At 34.6% G+C, this 26249-nt stretch carries 35 protein-coding genes and 1 pseudogene; 29 read left to right on the top strand and 7 right to left on the bottom strand.

The genetic code is table 11. The features are described from left to right. The first annotated feature begins 403 nt into the window (after positions 1-403). Positions 404-1396 carry an LLM class flavin-dependent oxidoreductase gene (locus tag ACIQYS_RS21375; protein WP_402984886.1) on the top strand — a complete coding sequence of 331 codons (993 nt, stop codon included), beginning with the start codon at positions 404-406 and terminating at the stop codon, positions 1394-1396. 73 nt (positions 1397-1469) lie between these two features. Here ACIQYS_RS21375 and ACIQYS_RS21370 read toward each other — a convergent pair whose 3' ends face one another. Both ACIQYS_RS21370 and ACIQYS_RS21365 read right to left on the bottom strand, forming a co-directional pair. After that, the gene (locus ACIQYS_RS21370) at positions 1470-1805 is read right to left on the bottom strand and encodes a DMT family transporter (protein WP_402984884.1); all 336 of its coding nucleotides are present in this window, start codon (positions 1803-1805) and stop codon (positions 1470-1472) included. 19 nt (positions 1806-1824) lie between these two features. Further along, positions 1825-2157 carry a DMT family transporter gene (locus ACIQYS_RS21365; RefSeq protein WP_402984882.1) on the bottom strand — a complete coding sequence of 111 codons (333 nt, stop codon included), beginning with the start codon at positions 2155-2157 and terminating at the stop codon, positions 1825-1827. A gap of 135 nt (positions 2158-2292) precedes the next feature. On the opposite strand from ACIQYS_RS21365, the gene ACIQYS_RS21360 reads away from it, so the two are divergent. The 8 genes from ACIQYS_RS21360 to ACIQYS_RS21325 all read left to right on the top strand — a co-directional run bounded on the left by ACIQYS_RS21360 (position 2293) and on the right by ACIQYS_RS21325 (position 6852). After that, complete coding sequence (locus ACIQYS_RS21360) at positions 2293-2763, top strand: DinB family protein (RefSeq protein ID WP_402984880.1); 471 nt, start codon at positions 2293-2295, stop codon at positions 2761-2763. Between the two features lie 107 nt (positions 2764-2870). After that, on the top strand, positions 2871-3098 hold the full coding sequence (locus ACIQYS_RS21355; protein ID WP_402984878.1) for a hypothetical protein: 228 nt from the start codon (positions 2871-2873) through the stop codon (positions 3096-3098). Positions 3099-3124: 26 nt separating this feature from the next. Then, complete coding sequence (locus ACIQYS_RS21350) at positions 3125-3316, top strand: hypothetical protein (protein WP_402984877.1); 192 nt, start codon at positions 3125-3127, stop codon at positions 3314-3316. Positions 3317-3491: 175 nt separating this feature from the next. Further along, on the top strand, positions 3492-3776 hold the full coding sequence (locus tag ACIQYS_RS21345; RefSeq protein WP_402984876.1) for a CD3324 family protein: 285 nt from the start codon (positions 3492-3494) through the stop codon (positions 3774-3776). 146 nt (positions 3777-3922) lie between these two features. Then, entirely contained in the window at positions 3923-4351 is a 429-nt protein-coding gene (locus ACIQYS_RS21340; RefSeq protein ID WP_402984874.1) for a GNAT family N-acetyltransferase, read from the top strand. Positions 4352-4373: 22 nt separating this feature from the next. Continuing rightward, the gene (locus ACIQYS_RS21335) at positions 4374-5126 is read left to right on the top strand and encodes a phosphotransferase family protein (RefSeq protein WP_402984872.1); all 753 of its coding nucleotides are present in this window, start codon (positions 4374-4376) and stop codon (positions 5124-5126) included. Between the two features lie 170 nt (positions 5127-5296). After that, positions 5297-6070 carry a Cof-type HAD-IIB family hydrolase gene (locus ACIQYS_RS21330; protein WP_402984870.1) on the top strand — a complete coding sequence of 258 codons (774 nt, stop codon included), beginning with the start codon at positions 5297-5299 and terminating at the stop codon, positions 6068-6070. Positions 6071-6219: 149 nt separating this feature from the next. Further along, positions 6220-6852 carry a hydrolase gene (locus ACIQYS_RS21325; RefSeq protein WP_402984868.1) on the top strand — a complete coding sequence of 211 codons (633 nt, stop codon included), beginning with the start codon at positions 6220-6222 and terminating at the stop codon, positions 6850-6852. Between the two features lie 145 nt (positions 6853-6997). On the opposite strand, the gene ACIQYS_RS21320 is transcribed toward ACIQYS_RS21325, so the two are convergent. After that, on the bottom strand, positions 6998-7183 hold the full coding sequence (locus tag ACIQYS_RS21320) for a hypothetical protein (RefSeq protein WP_402984866.1): 186 nt from the start codon (positions 7181-7183) through the stop codon (positions 6998-7000). Positions 7184-7450: 267 nt separating this feature from the next. Here ACIQYS_RS21320 and ACIQYS_RS21315 point away from each other — a divergent pair, with 267 nt between their 5' ends. From ACIQYS_RS21315 to ACIQYS_RS21265, 11 genes are all read left to right on the top strand, one after another. Beyond that, positions 7451-8401, top strand: a complete 951-nt coding sequence (locus ACIQYS_RS21315) for a hypothetical protein (RefSeq protein ID WP_402984864.1) — start codon at positions 7451-7453, stop codon at positions 8399-8401. A 155-nt stretch (positions 8402-8556) separates the two neighbouring features. After that, positions 8557-9351: a hypothetical protein gene (locus tag ACIQYS_RS21310; RefSeq protein ID WP_402984862.1), complete on the top strand. Its 795-nt coding sequence runs from the start codon at positions 8557-8559 to the stop codon at positions 9349-9351. Position 9352: 1 nt separating this feature from the next. Further along, a complete protein-coding gene (locus tag ACIQYS_RS21305; protein WP_402984860.1) occupies positions 9353-9724 on the top strand; it encodes a GntR family transcriptional regulator in 372 nt (123 codons plus the stop codon). Next, entirely contained in the window at positions 9721-10461 is a 741-nt protein-coding gene (locus ACIQYS_RS21300) for an ABC transporter ATP-binding protein (RefSeq protein WP_402984858.1), read from the top strand. Before ACIQYS_RS21305 ends, ACIQYS_RS21300 begins: the two co-directional genes overlap by 4 nt. Next, on the top strand, positions 10421-11344 hold the full coding sequence (locus ACIQYS_RS21295) for an ABC transporter ATP-binding protein (protein WP_402984856.1): 924 nt from the start codon (positions 10421-10423) through the stop codon (positions 11342-11344). Before ACIQYS_RS21300 ends, ACIQYS_RS21295 begins: the two co-directional genes overlap by 41 nt. Next, positions 11322-12254 (top strand): ABC transporter permease, encoded by a 933-nt coding sequence (locus tag ACIQYS_RS21290; RefSeq protein ID WP_402984853.1) that lies wholly within the window; start codon positions 11322-11324, stop codon positions 12252-12254. Before ACIQYS_RS21295 ends, ACIQYS_RS21290 begins: the two co-directional genes overlap by 23 nt. 200 nt (positions 12255-12454) lie before the next feature. After that, positions 12455-13102: an HAD family hydrolase gene (locus ACIQYS_RS21285; RefSeq protein ID WP_402984851.1), complete on the top strand. Its 648-nt coding sequence runs from the start codon at positions 12455-12457 to the stop codon at positions 13100-13102. Further along, positions 13099-13716: an NUDIX hydrolase gene (locus ACIQYS_RS21280; RefSeq protein WP_402984849.1), complete on the top strand. Its 618-nt coding sequence runs from the start codon at positions 13099-13101 to the stop codon at positions 13714-13716. Before ACIQYS_RS21285 ends, ACIQYS_RS21280 begins: the two co-directional genes overlap by 4 nt. Before the next feature lie 164 nt (positions 13717-13880). Continuing rightward, entirely contained in the window at positions 13881-14411 is a 531-nt protein-coding gene (locus ACIQYS_RS21275; RefSeq protein WP_402984812.1) for a sigma-70 family RNA polymerase sigma factor, read from the top strand. 2 nt (positions 14412-14413) lie between these two features. Beyond that, positions 14414-14818 (top strand): PadR family transcriptional regulator, encoded by a 405-nt coding sequence (locus tag ACIQYS_RS21270; protein WP_402984809.1) that lies wholly within the window; start codon positions 14414-14416, stop codon positions 14816-14818. 7 nt (positions 14819-14825) lie between these two features. Further along, on the top strand, positions 14826-16133 hold the full coding sequence (locus ACIQYS_RS21265) for an FtsW/RodA/SpoVE family cell cycle protein (RefSeq protein ID WP_402984806.1): 1308 nt from the start codon (positions 14826-14828) through the stop codon (positions 16131-16133). 177 nt (positions 16134-16310) lie between these two features. Here the strand turns inward: ACIQYS_RS21265 and ACIQYS_RS21260 are convergent, their stop codons facing one another. Together ACIQYS_RS21260 and ACIQYS_RS21255 are read right to left on the bottom strand one after the other, a co-directional pair. After that, positions 16311-16724, bottom strand: coding sequence for a hypothetical protein (locus ACIQYS_RS21260; protein ID WP_402984804.1), 414 nt, complete (start codon positions 16722-16724; stop codon positions 16311-16313). A 697-nt stretch (positions 16725-17421) separates the two neighbouring features. After that, positions 17422-18792, bottom strand: coding sequence for a glycosyl hydrolase family 18 protein (locus tag ACIQYS_RS21255; protein WP_402984801.1), 1371 nt, complete (start codon positions 18790-18792; stop codon positions 17422-17424). 266 nt (positions 18793-19058) lie between these two features. On the opposite strand from ACIQYS_RS21255, the gene ACIQYS_RS21250 reads away from it, so the two are divergent. The 4 genes from ACIQYS_RS21250 to ACIQYS_RS21235 all read left to right on the top strand — a co-directional run bounded on the left by ACIQYS_RS21250 (position 19059) and on the right by ACIQYS_RS21235 (position 21746). Next, on the top strand, positions 19059-19547 hold the full coding sequence (locus ACIQYS_RS21250; protein ID WP_402984799.1) for a GNAT family N-acetyltransferase: 489 nt from the start codon (positions 19059-19061) through the stop codon (positions 19545-19547). Positions 19548-19713: 166 nt separating this feature from the next. Further along, positions 19714-20193, top strand: a complete 480-nt coding sequence (locus ACIQYS_RS21245) for a GNAT family N-acetyltransferase (RefSeq protein WP_402984796.1) — start codon at positions 19714-19716, stop codon at positions 20191-20193. Positions 20194-20290: 97 nt separating this feature from the next. Further along, a complete protein-coding gene (locus tag ACIQYS_RS21240) occupies positions 20291-20836 on the top strand; it encodes a GNAT family N-acetyltransferase (RefSeq protein WP_402984793.1) in 546 nt (181 codons plus the stop codon). A gap of 40 nt (positions 20837-20876) precedes the next feature. After that, entirely contained in the window at positions 20877-21746 is an 870-nt protein-coding gene (locus tag ACIQYS_RS21235; protein WP_402984790.1) for a hypothetical protein, read from the top strand. Between the two features lie 175 nt (positions 21747-21921). Here ACIQYS_RS21235 and ACIQYS_RS21230 read toward each other — a convergent pair whose 3' ends face one another. Further along, on the bottom strand, positions 21922-22179 hold the full coding sequence (locus tag ACIQYS_RS21230) for a hypothetical protein (RefSeq protein WP_402984787.1): 258 nt from the start codon (positions 22177-22179) through the stop codon (positions 21922-21924). A 208-nt stretch (positions 22180-22387) separates the two neighbouring features. On the opposite strand from ACIQYS_RS21230, the gene ACIQYS_RS21225 reads away from it, so the two are divergent. The 4 genes from ACIQYS_RS21225 to ACIQYS_RS21210 all read left to right on the top strand — a co-directional run bounded on the left by ACIQYS_RS21225 (position 22388) and on the right by ACIQYS_RS21210 (position 23947). Continuing rightward, positions 22388-23197 (top strand): class I SAM-dependent methyltransferase, encoded by an 810-nt coding sequence (locus tag ACIQYS_RS21225; protein WP_402984785.1) that lies wholly within the window; start codon positions 22388-22390, stop codon positions 23195-23197. A 188-nt stretch (positions 23198-23385) separates the two neighbouring features. After that, a complete protein-coding gene (locus ACIQYS_RS21220) occupies positions 23386-23565 on the top strand; it encodes a hypothetical protein (protein WP_402984782.1) in 180 nt (59 codons plus the stop codon). A 23-nt stretch (positions 23566-23588) separates the two neighbouring features. Further along, positions 23589-23738: a hypothetical protein gene (locus ACIQYS_RS21215; protein WP_402984780.1), complete on the top strand. Its 150-nt coding sequence runs from the start codon at positions 23589-23591 to the stop codon at positions 23736-23738. Between the two features lie 47 nt (positions 23739-23785). Continuing rightward, positions 23786-23947 carry a DUF2197 domain-containing protein gene (locus ACIQYS_RS21210; RefSeq protein ID WP_402984777.1) on the top strand — a complete coding sequence of 54 codons (162 nt, stop codon included), beginning with the start codon at positions 23786-23788 and terminating at the stop codon, positions 23945-23947. Positions 23948-24034: 87 nt separating this feature from the next. Here ACIQYS_RS21210 and ACIQYS_RS21205 read toward each other — a convergent pair whose 3' ends face one another. Continuing rightward, positions 24035-25684, bottom strand: coding sequence for an ABC transporter substrate-binding protein (locus ACIQYS_RS21205; RefSeq protein ID WP_402984775.1), 1650 nt, complete (start codon positions 25682-25684; stop codon positions 24035-24037). A gap of 100 nt (positions 25685-25784) precedes the next feature. Here ACIQYS_RS21205 and ACIQYS_RS21200 point away from each other — a divergent pair. Continuing rightward, positions 25785-26114, top strand: a pseudogene (locus tag ACIQYS_RS21200) (MDR family MFS transporter); the annotation flags it as partial. Positions 26115-26249 lie beyond the last annotated feature (135 nt).

Below are 26249 nucleotides of genomic sequence, written 5' to 3'. Positions count from 1 at the left end.
AATCATTCCTTCGAATCCAGTGTATAAAATTCAAAAAGTGATAGTCTACAAGAGAAGGTTGGATTATCATTTACACAAAAATATTGACAGTCCCTAGATTTTAAATTAATAGAATAGATTAATTGTGATTTATTTACAACTGTAATATTTAGCTTTTGTAACACTTGTAAAATAATCTGTAGTTAAACGAGTCTCTTTTGTTTACTTTCCATTTATAATCCGATACTTTTTTATTAGGTGAATGATACGCAGAAAAATGGTATATAACATTCCGAATATACACTTTTATTGCTTAATTTATTCCAGATATAGTTGTACTGGCAAGTGAGTTAGCAACTAGGATCATCATGGACTTATTTTCAAAAGTTGTTAACCATACATAATGAGAAGGGATGATCGTTAGATGAAATTAAGTGTATTAGATCAAGCGCCTATTACGATAGGAAATACTGCTGCAGGTGCGTTAAAAAATGCAGAGGAACTTGCTATTTTAGCGGATAAGTTGGGCTATTATCGTATGTGGATGGCAGAACACCACGGTACTGGGACAATTGCAAGCTCAGCACCGGAGGTTATTGCAGCACATTTAGCTGCGAAAACGAACAATATTCGTATCGGAACTGGCGGGGTCATGATGATGCATTACTCTCCGCTTAAGCTTGCCGAAGTGTTTAAAACATTATGTGCATTTTCGCCTGGTCGTATTGACTTCGGCGTAGGACGTGCTCCAGGTGGCGATAATTACGCAATGTATGCACTTTCAGAAGGACGTCAGCCAATGTTAAATAATATGTATGAAAAGCTATCAACTACTTTGCAATTATTAAACGATGAAGTGCCAGAAGATAGCTTATATAATCGAACAATTGCCACTCCATCGAATGTTGTTTTACCGGAAGCGTGGCTACTCGGTTCTACTGGAAATAGTGCGATTCAAGCAGGTCGTTTAGGAGTAGGTTATTCATTTGCACAGTTTTTCCAAGGTGGAATGACAAAGGAAATTTTTGATGCATACCGACGTAATTTCAAACCTTCTGCACTTATGGAAAAGCCAGAAATTAACGTAACGTATATGGTAACAGTTGCCGAGACAAAAGAAGAAGCTGAATATGAAGCACTTCCACAAGATATTTCAAGACTTTCGCTCATGAGAGGTCAATTACGTCAAACATTAACACCAGAAGAAGCACAAAATTATCCATTAACTGAAATGGATCGAATGGCCATTCAGCAAAACCGCAAAATACATTTAGTCGGAACAGCAAAAGAAGTTGCAAAGATTTTACAAGAAGAACAAGCAATGTTTCGTTTTGACGAAGCGATGATTTGTAGCATTCCACACTCCCAAGAAAAACGGTTGGAAGTGTATAATTTACTTGCACGTGAATTGTTTTAGTAAGAATGGACACACTCGGTTTGCAATTCAACAAATCGAACTCGCATAATACAGTGAACGAACTATCCATTCATTAGGATAGTTCGTTCCTTGCGTTTGATGCATTAAGTAATACGACCCCACCAATAATGAGCGCTAAGCCAGAAAGTGTAAGCAAGTTAAACGGATCATTCCAAAAAAACACCCCGATCAATGCAGTTATCGCAGTTCCAACACCAGACCAAATGGCATACGCCAAACTTAATGGAATTGTTTTTAAACAAAGTGCTAAACAATAAAATGACAAGCCATAACCAACAACAACCGCAATAGAAGGACCGAGATTCGTGAACCCTTCTGATAATTTCAACATAGCTGTCCCGAAAATTTCACTGATAATTGAAATACTAAGCAAACTATAGCCCCTCATAGGAAAACCCTCTCTTTCTCTAAGAATGAACATCACCAGTAGAAAGATTTAACAAGATAACTCCACCGATGATTAATAAAAGTCCAAAAAACTTTTTCTTATTAAATCCTTCTTTATAAATGACAACTCCGATTAAAGCAGTTAAAGCAGTCCCAACTCCAGACCAAATTGCATAAGCCGTACCGATGGGAAGAGTTTTTAGCGATAAAGACAATGCATAAAAAGCGATAGCATATCCTACTACAACACCAATAGAAGGAAGTGTTTTTTTTAATCCTTCTGTTATTTTCAACATCGAACTCCCGAAAACTTCACTCACAATAGCAATCGCAAGTAATATGTATGCATGCAAATAAAACACCTCCTCTATCCTATTAAAACGCTTAATGCTAGCAAACGTCAATTTAACATACTATTAATAAAAGAAGGATTTCTAAAGAATTATGTGGAATGTATCTTAGAAGTTCACTTAAGAGGAGGCTTTTTAATGGAGCAAACAATTTTACATCATATGGAAACAGTACGAGGAATAACGTTGAAATCTATCCATAAAACACCAGAAGAGATAGCAGATATTATCCCGAAAGGATTTAACAATAATATTCGATGGAATTTCGGACATATCGCATTTACACAAGAGAAACTCGTATACGGTGTTCTCGATGAAGTGATGAGCCTCCCGAAAGAGTATGAGGAATTTTTTAGTGCGGGCACCAAGCCAGCTGATTGGAAAGGAACTCCGCCCTCACTGGTAGAGATTTCTGCTGTTCTCACAGAACAAACAGCAAGAATAAAAGAATTCGTTCCGGGACGTTTTTCGGAAAAACTTTCAACACCATTTACTAATCGAGTTGGTATTACATTTGGTACACTTAGTGAAACATGGTTGTTTAGCTTTTATCATGAAGGGATGCATATGGAGGCAATTAAAAGAATATATCGTGCTGCTTCTAACTAGTAGCTGGATATTGAAACGTATTGAAATGTAGGGTTTAGTAGGTAAAGGTTTTTTAATTACAGCACTATGAATTTTGAACTCATGAAACAATAAAGGAGAGTTGTGCTGTGGAATTCAAAAGGGTTAAAAAGGATTTTAAAGTAGTGGTTATGCAAAATAGTGGTGCTTTTGCTGACTTTGGCAGTGAAGTCCCTAAGTTTGCACAACAGTTTTTAAGTCGGGCAAATGAGATAACAAATCGAACGGAAACAGAGATTGCCCTTTATGAACCAAATAGGAACAATGATCATTTAGAGGGACAGTATTATGTCGGATTAATCGTGGATAAAAATTAAGTGAAATTCCATCTGGGATGGAATATATGGAAGTTTCACACGATTACATTAACACAAGAGGTAATATAACTAATATTGGTGAACTCCATCGAACATTGATAAAATGGGCGGAAGAACAAGGATTTCAGAGAGATCTAGAATCTTTTATAATAGAAACATATCACCAAATGGAAAATAATGAAGAAGAGGTAGAGATATATTTGCCAATCCATAGATAGAAAATGATTTGATTCATATTAATGATTAATAAAGAGAAAACAAGCTAGCTAAAAAGCAAGGAGGGTATATTGTATGAGAAAGAACACTATTATTGCATAGCAAAGGCTATTGCATTATAAATTAAAATAGCCTTTGCTCTTCCTAAAAGAAAAATTCACATTTAGGAGTGCAAAAATGAGCTATAAAAAAGCAAGTAATCTACTGCCTGCAGAGTTGGTAGAGTTAATACAAGAATATGTTGATGGTGAGTATATCTATATCCCGCGAAGAGAAGATAATAAGAAGAGGTGGGGGTCCAGTACTGCTATAAGAAGAGAATTGGATGTAAGGAATTCTACTATTTATAATGATTATTTATCGGGTACGGATATGGCTACTTTAGTTGAAAGATATTATTTGTCATCCAAGAGTATTCAAAGGATTGTACTAAAAGAAAAAAGAAAAAGAACAAACTGTTGAAATTGACCAATGTGGTTTTATACCGCATTGGCTTATTTTCTTTTATGAAATAAGTATGAGGTTTCTTTAAGTAATGGAAGTCATATATAATCTAACCAACTCTATTAAATAGAGAGAGAAAAGGAAATAGAACGGAGAAATGAATAATGGGCTTGCATATTACTCAAGAACTAAATAAAAAGGATAAACAATATATTGATGATGAACTATATAAGTTTAATTTGAATCATTTTCCAGTAGATTTACGTGGTAAATACGAAGAAATCAATGTATTCCTTAAGGAAGAAAACGGCATTGTCCGTGGTGGAATACTTGCTGAAGTATGTTGGAATTGGTTAGAAATTCATACTTTTATGATAGATGAGGACATACGAAAATTAGGATATGGAACGACATTATTATTAGAGCTTGAGAAAATAGCTTTAGAAAAAGATTGCGATTTCATCAAGGTTGATACTCTAAGTTTTCAAGCGTTAGGTTTTTATGAAAAGAATGGTTATCAAGTGTTCGGAAGTATAAATAATGTAGGCAGAGACTATACGCATTACTATTTAAAAAAAGATTTAAAGAGTTGAAATATTGAAGGAGAGATAACGAATGGACTTAAACTTAAAATCTCCAATTGCAATAGGAAATACAGCTAAAATATATCTTTGTGAAAACAAGATTATCAAAATATTTAATGACTATTTACCAGTCTCGGAATCTTTATACGAAGCAAATAAGCAAAAACTTGCCTATTTGTTTGGATTGGCTGTCCCTAAAATATTGGATGTCACGGAAATCAATGGGAAACAAGCTCTAATAATGGAATATATTAAAGGGAGAACAATAGGGGATCTCCTAGATGAAAACATGGAACAAGCAGAATATTACATGAGTACTTCCATAGGTATCCAACAAAAGATCCATATGGTTGTCCCTGATTCACTTGAGCCAATGACTGAGAAATTAAGACGTCAAATTGAATTAGCTCCTCAATTGGATGAAAGACATAAGTCTACGTTATTAAAAAAATTAGAATCTATGACATTTGAGAAAAGGCTCTGTCACGGAGATTTTCATCTTAATAATTTGATTATGTCAGATAACGAAGTAAAAATTATAGATTGGGTTGATGCTAGTGCAGGAGATATTCGTGCCGACATATACCGCACATATCTTTTGTATTCACAGTTTTCCATGGAATTAGCAAATATGTATTTGCGACTTTATTGTGAGAAAAGTGGATTGTCAAGAGAGGAGATTTTTCAATGGGCTCCGATCATTGCTGCGGCAAGATTATCCGAAAACGTATCATCAGAAAAAACGGAGCGTCTGATGGATATAATAAATTCCTATTGCCCTTGAAAATTATCGATTTCCCTTTAGTTAAGCAGGATTTTTTGTTTGAAGATAGAATATAGATTAGTGAATCAATTTCATAATAGGGAACAAACAATTGAAGGATTTTAGTTACAATAAGCATTAATGAAATCAACTCTAGTGATGATTATTATAGAACTTTTAGGGAGATTGTTATGAGTTATAAGATTGTTTTTTTAGATGTAGATGGGACTATTACTAATCATGAAAATGGCAGCATTCCATACAGTACTATAGAAACTATAGAAACATTAAAAAGCAAAGGCATAAAGGTTGTAGCTGCAACCGGAAGACCGTTATCAATGTGCAGTGAATTACAAGAATTGGGTATAGAAACATTTATTACAGCAAATGGAGGGTACGTGAAACATAAGCAAGAAGTTATTCATAAAGTACCAATGGATAAAAATATAATTCAAGAAGTAATAGAATTTGCTAAATTGCAGAATAACGGATTGTCGTTCTATACGGAAGAATTTAGTATGAATGGTGTAACAGAAAATGAAATTTTAAAAGCTTTGAAGGAAACATTGTCACTGAGTGACTACCCTGAAACTAATCGGTTATTACATAGTCAAGAGGTATTTTTAATGTGTTTGTTTGCAAATGATGAGGCAGTTGAGAAGTACATTCATAAATTCCCACATCTAACATTTAAAAGATGGCATCCTTATGTGTTGAATGTTTTGAAGGAGGACGTATCAAAGTCATTAGCTATTTTGAAAACTTTAGAATTTTTTGGGATTGATCAATCAGATGCTATTGCTTTTGGAGATGGAGAAAATGATATTGATATGTTGGAAATAGTAGGGCTTGGTATAGCGATGGGAAATGCAAGTGAAACATTGAAAAATGTTGCAGATTTTATAACCAAAAAATCAAGTGAAGATGGTATTGAATATGCTTTAAAAAAGTTCGAAATAATATAGACTGTAAGAATTAGTTTTGAAGCGGTTTAAAAATCGCTTCTTTCTTTTTTAAAATGTGAATCATTCGTTCTCAAATAAGAAAATTATTGCTTTGAATTAAGTCGAAGTAGTTTATTTGAGGGAAGAAAAATGAAAGGGTGAGAGGAGTTATGGGTTCAAGAATAATGCACTTAATAATTGCTAATAAAATTGCAGAGTGTTTGTCGATTGAAAATAGAATACCGTTTTTACTGGGAGGCATTGCCCCAGATGCTGTTTCCCCTAAAGAAGAATCACATTTCTATACAGGTGAAGTACAAGATTATTCAAGAAGCATTGATTACAAAGGATTTTTACAGAAATATAATTCGCAAAGAGAAAGTCATTATATATTAGGTTATTTTACGCATTTAATCGCTGATGATATATGGCTGAAAGGTTTTTATCTTCCTTGGTTGAAAAACAGAATAGAAGCTAATGAAGAAATATTGAAATCATACCATAATGATTTCCAATTACTTAATGGGAAATTATTGGAATACTATGGTTTTACAGATGACTTAAGAAAAATGCTTAGCCATCATCCTTCAATTATTGATTTGCAAGAGGTTAAGTCCAAAGATGTTGAAGAATTTATTCCTCATGTATTGGGGGATATGGAATACGATAAGGTAGTTATCAAAGAACAACTTAATGTATTTACGTTTGATCAGATAGTTGGGTATATAGAGACATCTGTTAATATAGGGTCATGGAATATAAGTAAAGGGACAAAAACAAGTTTAAATCATTCGTTCATATAGAGTTCTAATTACATTTATTTCCCCTGCAGGCGGTGACTCCAACTGGATTAGAATAAGCTGAAGCCAAGCCTGCAGAAAGCGTCCGCCTGAAGCGGAAATCAACTTTGATTGAATACAGAATAAGTCTCAGTCTTGACTCTTCTCTTTACTTGCCCAGTAGTGCCATTAAACCTTTAAATATTAGGACTAGCGAGAAGATTACGATAGCTAAAATACCGATTAAGTTAGTTATTGGCTCTAAACCTGCTAAGAAAGTACCTGCTATTGGAACCTTTATTAATGCAAAACCAGCTAAAATACAAGCCAACATTAAAAGGATGAATCGATCCATTCTGTTACGCCTCCTTTTTAGTACATTATATGAGCAAAAGAAAGAAAAGTGATCCAATTGCATCTTACAAAGGGACTTTGGGTTATTAAACTAAAAGGCTATTTTAACTATAGCTACAGGAGGCGAGTCATTAGAAATTTTAAAAAGTAAATTGAGATTTTTTCGGTGAATGTAGAGCATTTCCCTGCGTAAGTGAAAACTATGAATCAACACAAATGAAACTTCTTTCATTGGGAGTCCGTACATAAGGAAAGGAGGAATAATACGATGTTGCACCACTTACAAGAAAAACAAGCTCAGTTAATCGTTAAGAAAAATGAGCATAATCGGCTGCAAAGAAAGCAGAGATCACTCCAAACACAGTGGATGGAATTACAAGCCATTCGCAATGATTTGGAAGAACGGCTTACGAAAGAGCAAAAAGATGTACTGAAATTAGACAAGTTTTCCTTATCCAATTTAGTTAGCCAATGGAATGGAACAATGAACGAAAAACGCAAAAAAGAAATTGCAGAAGCAGCAGAAGTTGAATTGAAATATAATGTGGCAGAGAAAACATTACGTGATCTCGAAAAAGATATTGAAATCGTAAAATCGGAAATAGCTAGTGGTGATTATAGTTTAATAGATGAGCATTGGGCGTCAATAATGCATGAAAAGGAGCAGTGGCTTTACGCTAACACTGTAGATGAACGACAAGAGCTGGAAAAACTATATGAAAATCGAGCAAATTTGGAGTCAATGCTAAAAGAAATAAAAGAAGCACTGATAGCGGGACAGGAAGCCCTAAGAGCCCTTGAACAAGCGAACACTGAACTCAATTCAGCATCTGCAATGTCAACATGGGACACTTTCCTCGGAGGTGGAATTCTTGTAACAGCCATGAAGCATAATAGTCTAAACAATTCGCAAGACTATATCCACATAGCGCAAATGGCCCTACGTCGTTTTGAAACTGAATTGATGGATGTGAAGAACATTGTAACGGAAGTTATCCAAGTAGACCAAAGCAATTTCATGACATTCACTGATTATTTCTTCGATAATATATTTACGGATTGGATGATTCATTCGCAAATTAATAGTTCAAAAGAACGCCTTGAAGAAGCCTTGCAACAAGTAGAAACTGTGTTAGATAAATTGAGCGCTAAGTTGGATGAAGTGAATTCTGAATTAGAAAATGTCAAACATAAGCTAAAAAACATAATAGAAATGTGAATAATTCATTACAAACGCCCAGAAACAGGGCGTTTTTTTATTTCTAAAAAACCATACTTATTATTTTTTTCTATAATTTTTTAAAAATTCTTTACAAACCATTTTGAATTAGTGTACTATGTAACTAACACACTAATACTTAAGGAGAAGTGAACATGAAACAATTGAAAGGCCTTCTAAAAAAAGAATGGATGCTGATTAGGTTTTGGCTTGTCGTACTATTCATTTTGAATACGTTAGGCATTATAGGAATTCCTTTATTGTTGAACACATTGATAGACAATGTCCCTATTTTTAAGACCGCGCTAATATTAGCAACTATTTGGCTATTTTTTAGTCATTTCATCGCCATCATTCTATTTATTACAAGTTTGCAACTAGACATGAAAAGACCAGATATTTGGTTGCATACGGAAAGCTCCATTTTTAAACTAATCGGCACTAAGCTTGCATTTGCTACTATCATTACATCCTTGTCTTTTCTATGGATCGAGTTATTATTAGTCATCTTGCAAGTAGTTAATGCCGATCCCGAGTTTATGACATTTGGTCAATTATTGGAAATGGAAGTGTACGCATTTGGTGGTATCTTTTTCGCCATCATTCTTTACTTAATAATCGTGCTTTTCTTTTGGGTCATTTACCATTTAATACGTCCCTATGTAAAAGGATTTTCCGTTATTATTACCTTTTTCTTGTTTATAGTTAGTTCAATTATTTGGAGTACGAACAGCTCCCTCGAGTTCATTAAAAATTTCCCTCGTTTCGGAGGTATTAATATTCCAGTACCCGGTTTTATTGAGAAGTTTAGTATGAATGAGAGTTATAGTGATTTGACATTTTTGATAGAACCGACAATTTACGTAAGTGATATTGTCATCATAACTGCGTTTGCCATCATTCTTTTTTGGAGTTCGGCACTATGGTTCGAAAAGAAAGTGAGGATTTAAGATGAGCATCGATTTTTTGCCGGACAAACCAATTTATCAACAACTGATAGACAGAATTACAGGAGAAATTATTCGAGGCAATGTAAAGCTAGGAGAAAAATTGCCTTCGGTTCGTGAATATGCAGTGGAAGTCGGTGTTAATGCAAATACAATGCAGCGTGTATACAAGGAGCTGGAAATGATGGGGATTTCAGAAACAAAACGTGGTCAAGGAACTTTTGTAACGGATAACGAAACACGTTTACAGCAATTACGCGATGAAGTAAAAGAAGGGCTTGTACAGTCTTTTTTAACGAGTATCGAGGCATTAGGTTTTTCCAAAAAAGAAATGATTGAATATATCCAAACGCGGGAGCGAGGTGAAGATCTGTGATTGTATTAGAAAACGTAGGAAAAAGCTATGGAAAACATCAAGCGTTAACAGGACTCAATCTGACCATTCCAGTAGGAAAGATTATTGGGTTAGTTGGAGAAAACGGAAGTGGGAAATCGACACTTTTAAAGATAATAGCAGGACTGACAACCCCCTCTAGTGGAACAATTCAGGTCAATGGCATTAGGGCAACGAGAAGAATCGCAAGTGAGGTAGCCTATATGCCAGATGCTGATGTCTTTTATCCATTCTTTTCAGTTGAGCGGTTATTCCGTTTTTATGAAACACAGTTTGAAGACTTCAATTATTCGAAAGCTTGTATCGTAGCGAAATATTTAAATGTGCCTTTAGATGCGAAGTTAAAAAATTTGTCTAAAGGAAATCGGGGACGTGCCAAAATGGCGGCGACATTAGGACGGGAGGCTTCTTACTATTTGTTAGATGAACCGTTTTCGGGATTCGATCCACTCGTTCGGGAGGACATCATTAAAGGGATGATCCAATTTACTGATCCGGAAACACAAACGGTACTTATGTCGACACATGAAATTAAGGAAGCGGAGCCGTTACTCGACGCCATTGTACTATTGAATCATGGGAAGATTTTAGCTTATGAGGAAATTGAAACGATCCGTGATCAGTACGGTGTGGATGCCATAACATGGATGACAAAACTTATTAAGGAAGGTGATTTGAATGGAAATGAAACCTATCGTCGAATTGAAAAATCTATCTAAAAAGATCGGAAAGAAAAAGATCATTGATCAGTTAAATCTATCGCTGTATCCGGGTCAGATTACAGGATTTTTAGGACCAAATGGAGCGGGGAAAACAACAACGATCCGTATGATGGCAGGGCTTATGAAGCCGACAGAAGGAGACGTCGTTATAGATGGCCTTTCGCTGCGCTCGAACTTTGAGGCAGGTATTAGTAAAATGGGAGCCATCGTTGAAAACCCAGAATTGTATAAGTTTATGTCCGGTTACAAAAATTTAGTCCATTTCGCTCGTATGCATAAACATGTGACGAAAGAACGGATTGAAGAAGTTATTCGCCAAGTAGGTATGGAAAAACGCATTCATGAGAAAGTATCGACCTATTCACTTGGCATGCGTCAACGTTTAGGTTTAGCTCAGGCGTTGTTAAATAACCCAAAGTTCCTTATTTTAGATGAACCAACGAACGGTCTGGATCCTGCAGGTATTCGAGAGTTCCGTTCCTATTTGCGAAAAATTGCAGAAGAGGATGGAGTGTCTGTTTTAGTGTCGAGTCACTTATTATCAGAAATTGAGCTGATGTGTGACCGGATTGCAGTTATCCAAAACGGAAAACTTGTTGCGATTCGAGAAGTAGATGCAATCGAGGAATCTCAATACTACATCGAGGTTCAACCAGTAGATAAGGCTCGTAGTGTACTGACAGATAATGGAATAATTATAGAAAACTATCAAAATGGTTTATTAATAAACGTAGAACAGTCCGAAGTTCCAGTGGTTGTTGAACTATTAGTGCAACAAAATATTGCGATTTATGCCGTTTCGCATCATCGTAAAACACTGGAAGAGCAGTTCTTAGAAATGACAGGAGGTGGGCAAGTTGTTGAATCTAATTCGAAATGAATGGATGAAATTGTGGCATAAGAAATCAACATGGGCAATGGTTGCATTACTCATTGCAATGATTATTGGTCTTGTTGCAATCACGAAATGGATGGATAGCAAAACGGAAACACCTGCTTGGGAGCAGACAGTCACGGAAGAACTAGGTATGGTTAAACAACAGTTGGCCGTAACGGATATAAGTGATGAAACGAAAAAAAGCTTGGAAGATCAACAAATGATACTTCAATACCGCTTGGATGAAGGAGTCGCTCCTCTATCCAGTGCAGGATTTGAAGGGTTTATGATGGATTCATACGGAATGTCATCTATTATCACATTATTAACCGTGATTGTAGCTGCAGGGATTGTCGCATCAGAGTTTTCACAAGGTACAATTAAAATGCTATTGGCTCGTCCAGTTCGCAGATGGAAAATACTCACTTCGAAATTTTTAACGGTCGTTGCATTTGCGCTTTTCTTAACAGTGGTATCTTACGTGGTATCTCTCCTAATTGGTATGATTTTTTATGAAAGTTCTGGTGGAAGTTTGCTAGAAGTTGTGAACGGACAAGTGACAGAAGTGTCATATTGGCTAAAATCCATTTGGTTGAATGTATTAGCGTTAGGTGACGTAATTATCATTGCAAGCTTTGCATTCGCAATCGGTACCGTTTTCCGTTCCAGCTCATTAGCAATTGGAATCGCAATTTTCCTCATGTTCACCGGTACGCAATTCGCCTTTATCTTGAGAAATTACGAAATCGTGAAATATATATTATTCTCACATACATTTACCCAAATAGAAAAAGGAGGTTCCTTTATAGAAGGAATGACTACACCATTTTCAGTTACTGTAATGATAGTTTACTTCGCTTTCTTCTTAGCGATTAGCTATTGGACGTTCACAAGACGTGACGTCACAGCTTAAGTTTAATAGATATCAACCCCAAGAGCACTGTAATTCGCAGTGCTCTTCTTATTCATTTATGAAAACAGTCGCTATTTTGCGGTATTTAACTAGATAATTTGCTTGTAGTATTATAGGAATTACTAATATATGATGTAAACAGAAGTAATTGTAGAAAAATTAAAAAAAAATCAATCTTTATACTGACTAATGGGGGACTAATGATGAAAGCTATTATATTTGATTTTGATGGGACATTGGCGAATACATTGCCAATTTGTTTTGATGCTTTTCAACATGTGTTTAAAGAGTTTGATAATAAGGATCTTACTTCAGAAGATATAAAGGAGATGTTTGGTCCTTCGGAAACAGGTATTATACGAAAAAACCTTTCAAACCCTAACAAGGAAGAGGCAATTGAATATTTCTATGAAAAATATTCAGAAGTACATAAAAGTTTAGTGGAAATTAATCCTGAAATTCTTGAACTATTAAATTCCGTAAAAGAAGCGGATACGAAAATAGGAATTTTTACTGGTAAGGCTAAAAGAAGCCTAGACATCTCCCTCCAAGCAGTAGATATGGAAGGATTATTTGACGTTATTATAACTGGAGATGATGTCATAAATCCAAAACCTCATCCAGAGGGGTTGCTTAAGGCCTTATCTCTTTTAGAAGTTAAAAATTCTGAGGCAATTTTTATTGGAGATAGTGATGCTGATATAGCTGCCGGGGTAAAAGCTAATGTCTTTACAATTGGTGTACAGTGGTTACCAGAATACCAAACATCTACATTTAGCATAGAACCAAATTTAATCATCACAAGTGTAAAGGAATTTAAAAGTGCATTTAAAGTAGGTGTCTTATGAGTAATCAATGGTTAGAGTGGGCCCAAAGAATCCAAGCATTATCACAGTCTGGATTAACCTTCTCTAAAGATGTCTATGACATCGAGCGTTACGAAGAGTTACGTAGGATTAGTGTAGAGATTATGGCGGAATATACTGAGCTTGAAATGGATAAAGTTAGGGATTTGTTTGCAAATGAAAGTGGTTATCAAACACCAAAAGTTGATGTTCGTGGTGTAGTTTTTAAAAATGATCAGATTTTAATGGTAAAAGAAAATATTGATGATAAATGGGCTTTACCGGGTGGGTTTTGTGATATTGGACTGTCCCCTTCAGAAAATGTAGTCAAGGAAATAAAAGAAGAATCTGGTTTTAATGTACTCCCAATCAGATTAATTGCTTTATTAGATAAAAATAAACACCCGCATCCTCCAGAACCTTATCATTATTATAAGATATTTATCTTGTGTGAGATTATTGGAGGGAAACCTACACTAGGAATTGAGACGAATAACATTCAATTTTTTTCAGAAAATAATCTACCAGAGCTTTCTACTAATAGGAATACTGAGTCTCAAATTAAAACGCTATTCGAATTTTTGAGGAACCCTACTAAAGAGACAATATTTGATTAGTCGATTATATCCTTGTGTAAGACACAAATCTGAATAGTGTCATACACGGGGAGCAAACCCAAAAGAACTTCAAAAAGAAGTTCTTTTATTTTGCAAAAAATAAAACAATATTAACAAACCTTCCGATAAGGCACGTCGTCTAATGGAAAGAGAGGAGGGGTAATGTGGAAGAAGTGTTCGAGGAAGCGTTTGAAATAGATGATCAGGAAGATCTAATGAATGAGATGATGAATAGATATGGTCAGGATTTATTAAGACTTGTCTATTCATATGTAAACAACAAAGAGATAGCAGAGGATTTAACCCAAGATATATTTGTAAAGTTTTATAAGTCTCTCCATACATTCAAAGGGAAATCTAAGTTAAAAACATGGTTGTGGCGAATTGCTATAAATCATTGCAAGGATTTCCTGAAAAGCTGGTACAACAAGAATGTGATTATTACAGAAGATACAACGTACATACAAACAAAGAAAGACATGGTCGAAGAGGTAGTTATTCAAAGAGAAGTGGATGATCAATTAGTATCCGCGTTAATGACATTGCCTATTAAATACCGCGAAGTGATCTATTTCTATTATTACGAGGAATTACTCATGAAGGAAATATCGGTTCTAACTGAAGTTAGTGTTAACACAGTTAAAACAAGGCTCAGGCGTGCCAAAGAACTTCTAGAAGAACGATTGGAGGAGTAGTAATGGAGGAGCGTTTAAAGAACTTGAAAAAAACGATGGATAAAACAACATTTTCGGAATTAAATTTTACTGAGCAACATCGCGAGACGATTCATGAAAAAATATTTAAAGAAGAAAAGGATGACGCAGTCTTTTTAGCTGTTATGCAGCTGCTAGTTCAAGAAAAAACAGGCTACGAATTGGTGAAATTTTTGAGAGGAAGAGGAATGCGTAAATTTGATGGAAATGAAGGAATTGTATATACGTTCTTACATCAGATGGAACAGGATGGGTATTTACATTCATGCTGGAACGACTCAAATATTAAACAGTACCAACTAAACAATAAAGGAACAAAACTGTTACGAAAATCAGAAAAACAGTCTACAACTAAACCATTTGCTTTCAATGAATTATTAGGGAGGTAAAATTGAAGTGAAAAATAATAGTCAATCCTATTTAAAAGAAGTGCAAAATCAAATCCGTTCAAAAGAAGCAAAAGAATTTGTGTCAGCTGAACTTGATTATCACATAACAGAAGTACAAAACGAGTGGATCAAAAAAGGATTGAACGAAGTAGAAGCAGAAGAAAAGGCAGTAGGGCAAATGGGAAGTCCTATAACGCTTGGTCAAAAACTTAATAAGCTTTATCGACCGAAAGTAGACTGGCTAACAGTTATATTACTAGTTATCACGCTGGGCTTGAGTTTTTTACCGATGCTATCTCTTGGCAATAATTTTAGGGATGATTCGATGAATATGAAATATTATTCAACGCATAAAGTCATATTTATTCTACTCGGTGGGATTGTAGCATTTGGGATGATGATGATTGATTATCGAAAGTTAGAGAAGCGTGGCTGGCTGTTTTACACAATCGGGATGCTTATTCTATTCATATTAACATTTTTTCCAACACATTTTATTAATGGGCTTCCTCTTGTTATGATTGGACCTTTAACAATTGAAAGTTTAATGGCTATTCCATTTTTGTTTCTTGCTTGGGCAACCTTTTTCCGTGATAAAAGGTTGAGAATCTGGCAATTGGGAGTTTTGTTTTTTCTTCCTTATTATTTCATTTTTACGCTGCCAAGTATTTCTACAGCTTACATATATATGGCCATGGTATGTATCATGTTTTGTTGGAGTCAATTTAGTCGAAAAGCAATTTTTTCGGTGCTAGGAGTAATCATTAGTTCGTTTTTAATTATTGGTATTATTTTTTGGCAATCTTCTGCGCCATATCAGAAAGTCAGGTTCTTAGCATTTTTAAATCCCGAACAGTATGCAGATACCGATGGCTATATGATATTACACTTAAAAGAGATATTTTCTAATGCAGGTTGGTTTGGAAACTCTACGGCAACGGAGTTCATATCGGAATTTCATGCTGACCTTGTTTTTGCAAATCTTACCTCTTACTTTGGATGGATTTTTGCGATTGTGCTCGTTTTCATTCTATCTTTATTCATCGCAAGAATTGTTGTAATCGCGCGTAAATTACATCATCCATATGGGAAGTTGCTACTCATTGGGGCGGTTGCTTTGTACAGCGTTCAGCTAGTTACGAATATTGCAATGACGCTAGGGTTTCTCCCAATGATTTCTATGTCATTGCCGTTTATGAGTTACGGATTGATGCCTACTTTGTTTAATGCCTTTTTAATTGGTGTTGTGTTAAGTGTATATCGACGTAAAGACTTAGTTGCTAGCGGTTTTACAAACCCAGTTCGTGTTAAATGATTTTTTGAAACCAAGTTCCTACTCATAATGCTAACGGGACGGTTTCTAAAATCTAGATGCAGCAGAAATGTTACGTTTAGACAAAAACAATACTTAGAACTTTTAGAAGCATAGAGGGAGCATATGTCTCCCTTAGCGACATCGTTATGTAAGGGGAGGGAATTATCTAATATCTGATTATGGACTTTTAGTGGAACTAATTTGTATTGTAAAAGCTTTTTGGTCGATATGATTCTTTATCATCATATCGTTGAAAATCTGTAATATTTCTTGTTGTTGATGTTCTTTAATTTCCTTTATATTATCTAATATGATGTCAAACCTGATATCATCTGTAGAATATAACATGGCCGAAATCGAATAGTCGTATCCTGCTTTCTCCATTCCAGTCCCGACTTGCTCAAAAAAACCTCCATCTGCATAAAGGTATTCTTGAAAATCACTCAAAGCTTTCTCTTCCTCTTTGGAAATTTGAAAAAGATGCCCACTTGTTTCTTGTTCTCTTCCAAACATCTGGGGGTAGAAAAACAAAATGATGAGCATCAATACAAAAAAAACAGCACCGCCAAGAAGATGCTTGCTTTTTCTCACATTTCCCCTCCTAAAGTGTTTTTTTTATTATATGTTTTAATAGTTGAACAAATAACCTTCAGAGGATTTTCCAAGCCTTTCGCACTTTACTTGTTTTTACATGAAAATTAGTGGTAAATGTAGAAGCATCATAAATTGAAAGAAAAATATGAGCATAAGAAGGATTCTATGGTCAGATCTTTGAAGGAACAATTAACTTTATTCTTGCTGAAATAATTTGAAGTATCTATTTTGGAAAAATACCATATGTTAGAGAAGAATGAAAATTTTCATGAATGAGGGTGTTCCGTCATCCAAAGGATAAAATTTATGTTTATGCAATTCTTAAAAGAGCCATTATGGTTTAAAATACTAATCTGTACAACGTTGCTTATTTCAATCGTTTTTAGTAGTTCATCATTTTCAAATAATAGTTACTTTCAAATGTTTTCCAAATTAGCTGCGGCTATCTTTTTTTGTGCTTATGGTATTAAAGTAAGGAGGAATCTTAGAAACGCACTCATTTTCTTTACTTTAGCAGGCATATGTATTTTTCTATCCATTTTGGCAAGATATTAGCGAAGATTATATTTTAGGAGGGAGTAACAGGTGAGAGAGCTTGAAGTCAAAAAAATAAAAAAACAACCTGAGTTCGTCTAAATAACGAACCTAGGTTGTAGTGATAGATCTCCAAGCTATTAAAGAAGTTTCTACCCAATTACTTATTAAAATGGTACACATCCCAAATGTCGTGTGTTTCAGAACCAATATACCAAGCAGCAACACCGCCTAAATTATTTTGATTAGCCAAGTCGATACGCAGTTTGATCGATTGTTTATCCTCTACCCATATTTGGTGTTTCTCTCCATTAACTGTATATTCGACATAATTTTGCTGCGCAATTGGATCCCAAATCTTTTTAAGCCCTTTTGAAGAAATTATTTGCTCGACTTCATCCATTGTGCGGTCTATACTATTCACTTTTTTTGTCGTTAAATTAGTGATCCATTCTCTTGTGTAGAATGGTACAGCTAAGACGATTTTATGAGAAGGTACGTCCTTCATTAAAAGTTCAATGCCTTCTTTAACCCATGGAATAGAAGCTACAGATCCGGCTATCGGACTGTCTTCCCAATGCTCGTCATAGCCCATCATAATGATGTAGTCGGCAACTTCACCAAGCTTTTTGCGGTCTAAGCTACCAGACCAGAAAGGATCGCTATTTTCTCGGGTAACGTCGACAGATACTTTTATACCATGCGGCTGAAGAGCCTTTTTAAGTTCAGTGATGAAGAGAACAAAATCTTGTTTGTTTTTCGGATCGATGTTTTCAAAGTCTATATTGATTCCATCGCTTTGGGTTTGAATTAAAGAGTTCTTCAACGCCAAAACTAGTTTTTGACGATTTGCATAATTATTTAGTACGATGTCAGTCATAACAGAATCAAATTTATTCCCAAACAGTGGCCAAACTTTCTTGCCTTTGCTATGTGCATCTTGTATATATTTTGTATCGGCTGTAATAGAAACAAAATTGCCCGTATTGCTTAATGTGTACCAACGGGGTGACACAACATTTAAGTTCGAATGGTTTAATTGTTGAATATAACTTTGGGAGTTTCCGTTATACATCCAACCCATAACGATCCGTTCCTGTGTTTTTTGTTGTAAAAATGGCTTCTTAACCCATCCTTTTTTACCGCCAAGCAACTGAACTTGTACGAAAGAGTTAGGAATATTTAATTGCTGTCCAACAAGTAGGTTTGATGATCGTAATTTGTTCAATCCGGCTAAATCATTCATTGAAATCCCATATTGGTTTGAAATCTTCCATAACGTATTTCCAGAAAGTACAGTATGAATGATAGAGGGGGATGAATCTCCTGCTACGGTTGATAATACTGGTAATTCTTCCCCTTTTTTTAAAGTTGTAAGAACAGGTGAACCTTCTTTAGGTAAACTTAAAACGGGCACGTTATCTACTTGAACAGCCCCAACTATTAGTGAATTATCGGTAGCTTCGCCTTGTACAGGTCCCAAGCTTAAAAATAAAATAAAAATAATAAAAACAAGAAGTATTTTTTTCACTTAACTCCATGCTCCTCTAGTATGAAAGTAGTATTTGAATACTCCTAGATTACTATGGATAAAGATTAATAGATACAGGTACTTTGTGGTAATACGACCAATAAGAATGTTCGTATTTTTTGTACCGAGAACTAATAAAGGTTTTTTCGAAAGGAAAATTGAATTTGTAATATTAGTCTAAATAATTAGTGCAGCTGCTCATTATGATAGGAGCGTAATAATGGAGGTTCAAAAAAATATAGTCTTAGTGTATTAGGAGGATGAGAATGTACGAAATCAGATACTTAAAAGAGAGTGAAAGCTGGTTTTTACTGGAGATGCTTTATGAGTCTATACACATAGAAGAAGAGAGAAAACCAGGAATGGAAGAACTGCTTAATACTTATGAGTTGAAGAAATACTATCAAAACTGGGGAAGGAATGGTGATAAAGCATTAATAGCGATTGATCATTCAGGAACTCCAATAGGAGCAGTATGGTACAGATTATTTAGTAGTGAAGAACGTGGGTATGGCTATGTGAACGATAAGACACCAGAATTAGGAATTGCTATAAAAAAAGAGGCAAGGGGAAAAGGTCTAGGAAAAAAATTAATGCATTCAATTATTCAAGAAGCAAAAGATAATAACTATAAAACATTATCATTAAGCGTAGATGTTGAGAATACTAATGCTGTAAATCTCTATCGTAGATTGGGCTTCATAGAGGTAGGGAGAGAAGGAACTTCAGTCACTATGTTATTTTTAAATAACTAGTTTCACAATAAATGAATCATTTTTTGCAGAAAGAGAAGATCTGCATTATGAATAGAATAAAGATTTGAACTAATATTCAAAAAAAGGGTTTTAAGAATGAAATGGAGAATATTTCAACAAGCAAGTATGCCTTGCAGTTTATATGCAGAAATGAGGACTAAGCGAAATGTTAGAACAAGATGGATTTTTTATAAGTACTGATAAAAGCTTTTTAGATGTTGAAGTGATCTATAATTTTTTAAGTAAGGAATCGTATTGGCTGAAGGGAACTACGAAGGAAATAGTAGAAGCGTCGATCGAAAACTCTATTATCTGTTATGGAATATTTGAAGGAAATCCGACTAATGAATCTGCTAAACAGATTGGATTTGCCCGTGTTGTTTCTGATCTTGTACGCTTTTCATGGTTAGGGGATGTTTTCATACTTCCTGAATACAGAGGACGTGGGTTGAGTAAATGGTTGATGAGTATAATCACCGAAAATCCAAAGTTAAAAGGAACCAGTTTTCAACTCGCAACAAAGGATGCACACTCTCTTTATGCACAGTTTGGTTTTAAACCATTAGAACAATTAGAAACTAGAATGGCTAGACCTCTTGATTGGAATATCATCAATGAAGCATATAGATTAAAAATTAATAATTAAAGTCACTTATTATTGCTAGCAAAACAAGAGAAATGAACATGTAGTTCGTATTTTGAAAGACTGCGCAATATTAATCTACATTGAGGAGAAGATAGGTATGCCAATTAAACCGAGAGAATTTACTGTTAACGGAGTTTGTTACAATATAAGACCTGCAATGAAGAAAGATGCAAAAGAATTATCTGAAGTCAGATTACAGATTGATGGAGAGACTCAAAACCTCGATAGAGAAAGAGGTGAAGCATACATAGACACTCAAGGCTTTGAAGAACTGATTAAAGCGGATACGGAAAATAAGAATAATCTTTTTCTAGTTGCCGTTATGAATGACAAGATTGTCGGATTTTCAAGATGTGAAGGGAATCACCTAAAGCGATATGCACATAAGGTAGAATTCGGTGTTTGTGTATTAAAAGATTATTGGGGCTATAGTATAGGAACTAACCTGCTAAAAGAATCTATTAATTGGGCTGATTCAAACAGTATCACTAAAATTACTTTAAATGTTTTAGAAACAAATGAAAAGGCGGTAAATCTCTATAAAAAATTTGGTTTTAAAATTGAGGGCATATTAAAAAATGACAAAATCCTATCAGATGCGAAATACTATAACACCGTTGTTATGGGAAGGTTTAATGAATGAAATCCATTATTTTTAAACAGTTTTCAAGAGGGTACGATAAATGGAAAAAATAAATGAAATCGTTCGTTTTCTAAAATACCAAGACTTAATAAAAAATGACAATGTTGAAGTGAAAAAATTAAAAAGTGGTACAACAAATGGAATTTTATATACACTCTTTTATAATAATGAACCAAAATACGTAATAAAAATAGACCAACCAAAACTGATAAGCACAACAAAGGATTTTCTGCTTGCATATAAAGATGTAAAGTTATTACCAAGTGTAATTTATACAGATGTAAAAAATGAATTTATAGTATACTCCTATATTCATGGAGAAACACATCTAAATCGAGGCTCTAAATTAGAGTGGATGACTATATTAATTGAGGAACTGTTAAATAAATACCAAAAAGTAGACCCAGCTATTAACTGGGGAAGAGTAAATGGCATACATAGAAATTCGTGGGCAGAATTCAATCTAAGTAGTTTAGAATTCGCCCAAAAGAATATAGGTGATCTACTTCCGAGTGAGGATCATAATAGAGTTGAGCTATTGATTAATAAGTTGAAAACATATGAACATAAAGAAGAGAAGTATTATCTTCATGGAGATACTGGTGTTCATAACTTTGTATTTAAAGAAAATAAATTAAATGGAGTTATAGATCCTTCGCCACTAATTGGTCCAAAGATTTACGATTTTACGTATGCATTTTGCTCCTCACCGGACAGTTTAGACCTAAGCACACTAATGTCGTCTTTTTCATTATTGACTCAAGATATTCCTTTTCATAAAGAAAGGCTTTTGGATGAAGTTCTTTTTCAATTATACACGCGCATTGGAGTTTGTATTAAAGTTCACCCACATGACCTAAGCGGATATCTTGAGGCTTGGAGGGAATGGAGAAAGCATCTGCCAAGTTAAATATACTTTAGGGTACCAGGTTCCAAAATAATTCAGAATTCAATAAGAAACTCATACCGTTCACGTTTAACTAAACAGTTCGTTTGAGATATGGCACATAGTCCAACAACCGAATATAAAAAAGCATCTCGAGAGATGCTACAGGTAAATCAGCAGTATGAAGAAGTAATTTTATCTATAGCCATTTTGGTCTATCCATATTTTTTTGTTTTTTAAGTTTTTTTATTTCATTGGTCAAATAGTCAATCTGTTTCTGTATTTTTTTATTGTCATTTTGTCCATGTCGTTCTTCTTCTGATGCAAGCACTTCGGCAATTCTAGATATCACATCACCGAGTGTAGATAATAATTCACCCACGACAGCAAGTTCTGCTGCTCGAATCACTGTATTTGAATTTTGATTATTTTGATCAACGCTCTCGCTATCTTTCATGAACTAGGCAGCCTCCAATTAAAATAATAAGACAATTCAACTTAATTATATGCTTTTAAAGAATTGCTTATGTAAAAGATGCACCGAATGCTCAACTTAATGGAGTTAAAACAACCAACTATTGAAATTAACTTTCGTAACAAAAAAGGATTTTAAGTAGAAGATGGAGAATAGAACAAATTAGTTCAATAATATGAGGTGTAATTTTATGAGTAGAATATTAGAGTATTACAATCAATTCGATGAGTGGGGAAGGCTAGATAGAGAACCGATTGAATTTCAAGTAAATTGGCATTATATAAAGAAATATCTGCCTGAAACAGGACGAGTGCTAGATAATGGAGCAGGACCTGGAAAATACTCCATGAAGCTTGCTAGAGAAGGTTATAAGGTAACTTTAACCGATCTAACACCTAAATTAGTCGAAGTAGCAAAGGGTAAAGCAATGGAATTTGGTTTAGAAGAACAATTCGAAGGCTTTTATGCAGTGGATGCTAGAGAACTTAAAATGTTGGAAGATGAACAGTTCGACGCATCCTTAATGCTTGGACCGATGTATCATTTACAGGAAGAAAAAGATCGAGTAAAGGCAGTTCAAGAATTATATAGAGTGACAAAAAAGAATGGTTTTGTTTTTATAGCCTTTATGCCAAGAGTTAGACATATCCTTACCTCACTATTATCTCCTGAAAATTGGAAACCGAATAATAACATGGAAACGATTGTTCAATTCTCTCATTCTGGTTGCTTTAATCACACAGATGAAGGGCGATTTACAGGTGCCTACTATTTTAATATAGAAGATATTAATCCTTTTATGGAAGCACAAGGGTTTGAAAATATACAATTAATCGGTTCAAATGCGGGAACTATTTTAAACAATGATAGTTGGAATTACTGGAAAGATAAAGGTGAACAAGAGTTACAAAAAGTAATAGATTTAATTATTGAAAAAGGAACAGATCCATATATACTCGGGATTTCTTCTCACTTACTTTACATTGGAAGAAAAAAGTAAGAATAATAGAACTTAGTATTCGACAAACATCCGAGTAAATAATCATAACTACAGAAAATGTCTCTGTCCAATATGGAGGGAGTCATTTTTTATGTGAATTTATCTTTTACTATATATATGAATTATTTTTGGAAGAAGGATTTCAGTTATGTGGAAAATAAGTGAGGTAAATAAAATGGGATTTCTGTTTGATAATGGCAGTTGTAAATGAATTAAATATTTCTTATCTTAGAATTGTTTTAAATGTGGCAAGCGTGGGATCTGTTATGGATGGAATTGAAAGTTATTATCAAAAACTAGCTAGAAAAGTCTATTTATCTGAATTTAGTATTGCGGCAGTAATGTTACTGTTCGCGTTTTCAGTTTGAACATTAAAGAAAGGGGGAGGGTGATGGGGTATATTGCATGGTTAGCATTTGCTGTTGCTGCTGGAGCATTGTTTGAAGCTAGCACGACAAGAAAAAAGCTAGAGAAAAGACTAAATGAGTTAGAAGTTGAAATAGAGCTACTTAAATACGATAAAAAACACGGGAAGTTTTAATGATCATACCAAGATTACGTTAGATAAGTGAAACGGGAGGTTGTTATATGCTTTTTTATACTGTCACATGTCTATTTTGTAAAAAAGAGTTCAAGCTTTACGACAATGATCCACAGTACCAAAAGTTTAAACGTAACATGCAGGGAAAATTTTCGTGTCCTACATGTAAAGAGCGAATCGAAAGCGATGCAAGAAAGATGAGGTTTTAGCCGAACTCGGATGGTTGTATGTACTATTTATAGGTCCTATCTTTGGAGTTTAATAGAAGGATGTGCAATGTTACACATCCTTTTCTGTTAGTCTATTTCAGGACGTACCCATAATTTTGAGAAGTCTACATAGCCAAAATGTTTAATGTTAATATTCATCAAATCTGCAGAAAAGGGGATTTGACGTTTTGCATAATATAAGGGAATAATAATGGATTGGTCAATTAATTCTTTTTCTACCTTTAGGTTCAAGCTAGTCCATTTTTCGAATGGCGTATGTATGTATTCCTCTAAATAACTAGCTAATTTTTTCTCTTTTTTTAGGAGGCTAGCTAATTTTGAATTCCCATTTAGTAGGAAATAGAAAAATGAAAAGTTTTGATTCATTTCAAATACTTCTCCGTGTATAAAAATGTCTGCTTCTTCATTCTCTCCAATATTCCAAACTGTATCCTTAAATGAAACCCATTTTGTTTCAACTGGGACTCCTTCTTTTTCCAATAGATCTTTCAACCACAACGTTGTATTTTCTGTGTAATTTACTAATTTCAATACGAGAGGTTCTGAAAAATCTGGCTTTATAACTTTTGAAATCGAGTAGCTCTGACTTTTACCAATGAGACAACCTTCATGATTTGGTAGTTTACGTGAATCTGTTTGTACAATTTCATGTCTGTTCTTCGCAATAATATAATGTAAATAATCACGAACTTCCTTGCGTTGTATCGCAGTATTTCTAAAAGTATTCATCATCACTACACCAAAACCAGAATCACTTTCTACCTGAAAAGTAGAGTGATTTTCTTCCAGTGCAGAGGATCGATACACAACGTCGAACTCCTCAGGAACTTGTACAAATTCTACTACATCAAGCAAAGGTCTTTCTCCAAAAAAATCCTTAAACGCTACTAAAGATGTTTTCTTTTCGTCGTTATCTTCTAAATAAAAACAGCCTGTGCCGACAAATCCACTTTTAGTTTCTTTATAAATACTTGCATTCATTGTCCCTAGCATCTGCAGACAATAGCTACATCCAGTAGGGAAATAAATATCGATTACTAATGGTGCTGCGACTTTTACTTGTTGTACTGGTCCCCATAGTAGTTGATATTGCGGATATTTACGCAACTTATCTAAGCAAGCAACCACATCTTCCGCCGCTAATATAGAACCATCATGAAATTTTATATCTTTCTTTAAATAAATGCGAACTCTAGTAGAACTTACATCCCAACTATGAGCCAGTTCTGGTGAAACTAATCCTTGTTCATCAACAGCAACCAATCGATTATATACATTTGCCACCAAGTTGGCACTATTAACATCCGCGGCTTCTAAAGGGTGTATTGTCAAAAAAGGGTATCTTCTTGGAATAACAAGCTTATCGTTGGTCGATTGAACGTATCCAAATTTGGTGCGGAACTTATTCATTAGACGGAGTTTACTGTCTGATGACCAATCTAATACTAAATACTTGCTACTAAGTTCAACAGGATCTTCATCAATCATTTTCATTACCCGTTCCTCAAAAATGGCTTCCACATTTTTTAACCATTGCAATGTAGAAACATTACCTCTACCGCGGCCAGAAATAAATTCTAGCCATCCTTCTGTGGTCCACTTTTGTATACATCGAGCAGTTTGCTTCTGGCTTAATTGAAGCAACTCGGCTATTTCAATATGTTTAATGCTACCTGATGTTACAGATTGCCAAAGAGTTAGTAAGTATTTATCCATTGAAAGCCCTCCTCCTAAAAGTGGACATAAGTATTTTAAGTGTCCATTTTTTGTTAGTTGAGTCTAGTTTAATATACATAAGACAGAGGAGGTTGACAACATGTCTTGGAAAAACTATCCGCAAAATATTAAAGTACGTTTAATTACATCTTTTTTTAATCGAGCGGTTTCATCAGCGGTAATGCCTTTTATGGCCTTATTTTTTGCGCAAGAAATGAACAAAGTATGGGCTGGGGTCTTTTTAATCTTTACAGTTATCGTCAGTTTTTTTGTTAATTTAATAGGAGGTTATATTTCCGATCGATTTCCTCGAAAACGAGTGTTAGTACTTACTTCATTTTTAAGTGCATTAATGTTTCTATGCATGACCATTAGTTTATTTCCATATGAAAATATTATTTGGTTATTTGCTATTGCGTATGTTGCCTATCCCCCTCTGTTAGGATAGAAGTCGTACGAGGCTAACGTGTTATGATTAAGTAAATTACACGGAGGTCGATCGATATGACAAAACAAAATGGAACACGTTACACGCAAGAACGAAAAGTAGAAATCATCGGGCGTA

The organism is Psychrobacillus sp. NPDC096426, assembly GCF_044762745.1.
GTDB lineage: Bacteria > Bacillota > Bacilli > Bacillales_A > Planococcaceae > Psychrobacillus.
The sequence above is the reverse complement of the archived record's forward strand: the minus strand, read 5'-3'. Positions and strand labels throughout refer to the sequence as shown.

Bases quoted from the DNA above. Each gene is read 5' to 3' on its own strand.
- ACIQYS_RS21375 (WP_402984886.1), top strand. From the start codon at position 404: ATGAAATTAAGTGTATTAGATCAAGCGCCTATTACGATAGGAAATACT.
- ACIQYS_RS21370 (WP_402984884.1), bottom strand. From the start codon at position 1,805: ATGAGGGGCTATAGTTTGCTTAGTATTTCAATTATCAGTGAAATTTTC.
- ACIQYS_RS21360 (WP_402984880.1), top strand. From the start codon at position 2,293: ATGGAGCAAACAATTTTACATCATATGGAAACAGTACGAGGAATAACG.
- ACIQYS_RS21350 (WP_402984877.1), top strand. From the start codon at position 3,125: ATGGAAGTTTCACACGATTACATTAACACAAGAGGTAATATAACTAAT.
- ACIQYS_RS21345 (WP_402984876.1), top strand. From the start codon at position 3,492: ATGAGCTATAAAAAAGCAAGTAATCTACTGCCTGCAGAGTTGGTAGAG.
- ACIQYS_RS21340 (WP_402984874.1), top strand. From the start codon at position 3,923: ATGGGCTTGCATATTACTCAAGAACTAAATAAAAAGGATAAACAATAT.
- ACIQYS_RS21335 (WP_402984872.1), top strand. From the start codon at position 4,374: ATGGACTTAAACTTAAAATCTCCAATTGCAATAGGAAATACAGCTAAA.
- ACIQYS_RS21330 (WP_402984870.1), top strand. From the start codon at position 5,297: ATGAGTTATAAGATTGTTTTTTTAGATGTAGATGGGACTATTACTAAT.
- ACIQYS_RS21325 (WP_402984868.1), top strand. From the start codon at position 6,220: ATGGGTTCAAGAATAATGCACTTAATAATTGCTAATAAAATTGCAGAG.
- ACIQYS_RS21320 (WP_402984866.1), bottom strand. From the start codon at position 7,183: ATGGATCGATTCATCCTTTTAATGTTGGCTTGTATTTTAGCTGGTTTT.
- ACIQYS_RS21315 (WP_402984864.1), top strand. From the start codon at position 7,451: ATGTTGCACCACTTACAAGAAAAACAAGCTCAGTTAATCGTTAAGAAA.
- ACIQYS_RS21310 (WP_402984862.1), top strand. From the start codon at position 8,557: ATGAAACAATTGAAAGGCCTTCTAAAAAAAGAATGGATGCTGATTAGG.
- ACIQYS_RS21305 (WP_402984860.1), top strand. From the start codon at position 9,353: ATGAGCATCGATTTTTTGCCGGACAAACCAATTTATCAACAACTGATA.
- ACIQYS_RS21295 (WP_402984856.1), top strand. From the start codon at position 10,421: ATGGAAATGAAACCTATCGTCGAATTGAAAAATCTATCTAAAAAGATC.
- ACIQYS_RS21285 (WP_402984851.1), top strand. From the start codon at position 12,455: ATGATGAAAGCTATTATATTTGATTTTGATGGGACATTGGCGAATACA.
- ACIQYS_RS21280 (WP_402984849.1), top strand. From the start codon at position 13,099: ATGAGTAATCAATGGTTAGAGTGGGCCCAAAGAATCCAAGCATTATCA.
- ACIQYS_RS21270 (WP_402984809.1), top strand. From the start codon at position 14,414: ATGGAGGAGCGTTTAAAGAACTTGAAAAAAACGATGGATAAAACAACA.
- ACIQYS_RS21250 (WP_402984799.1), top strand. From the start codon at position 19,059: ATGTACGAAATCAGATACTTAAAAGAGAGTGAAAGCTGGTTTTTACTG.
- ACIQYS_RS21245 (WP_402984796.1), top strand. From the start codon at position 19,714: ATGTTAGAACAAGATGGATTTTTTATAAGTACTGATAAAAGCTTTTTA.
- ACIQYS_RS21240 (WP_402984793.1), top strand. From the start codon at position 20,291: ATGCCAATTAAACCGAGAGAATTTACTGTTAACGGAGTTTGTTACAAT.
- ACIQYS_RS21235 (WP_402984790.1), top strand. From the start codon at position 20,877: ATGGAAAAAATAAATGAAATCGTTCGTTTTCTAAAATACCAAGACTTA.
- ACIQYS_RS21230 (WP_402984787.1), bottom strand. From the start codon at position 22,179: ATGAAAGATAGCGAGAGCGTTGATCAAAATAATCAAAATTCAAATACA.
- ACIQYS_RS21225 (WP_402984785.1), top strand. From the start codon at position 22,388: ATGAGTAGAATATTAGAGTATTACAATCAATTCGATGAGTGGGGAAGG.
- ACIQYS_RS21215 (WP_402984780.1), top strand. From the start codon at position 23,589: ATGGGGTATATTGCATGGTTAGCATTTGCTGTTGCTGCTGGAGCATTG.
- ACIQYS_RS21210 (WP_402984777.1), top strand. From the start codon at position 23,786: ATGCTTTTTTATACTGTCACATGTCTATTTTGTAAAAAAGAGTTCAAG.
- ACIQYS_RS21205 (WP_402984775.1), bottom strand. From the start codon at position 25,684: ATGGATAAATACTTACTAACTCTTTGGCAATCTGTAACATCAGGTAGC.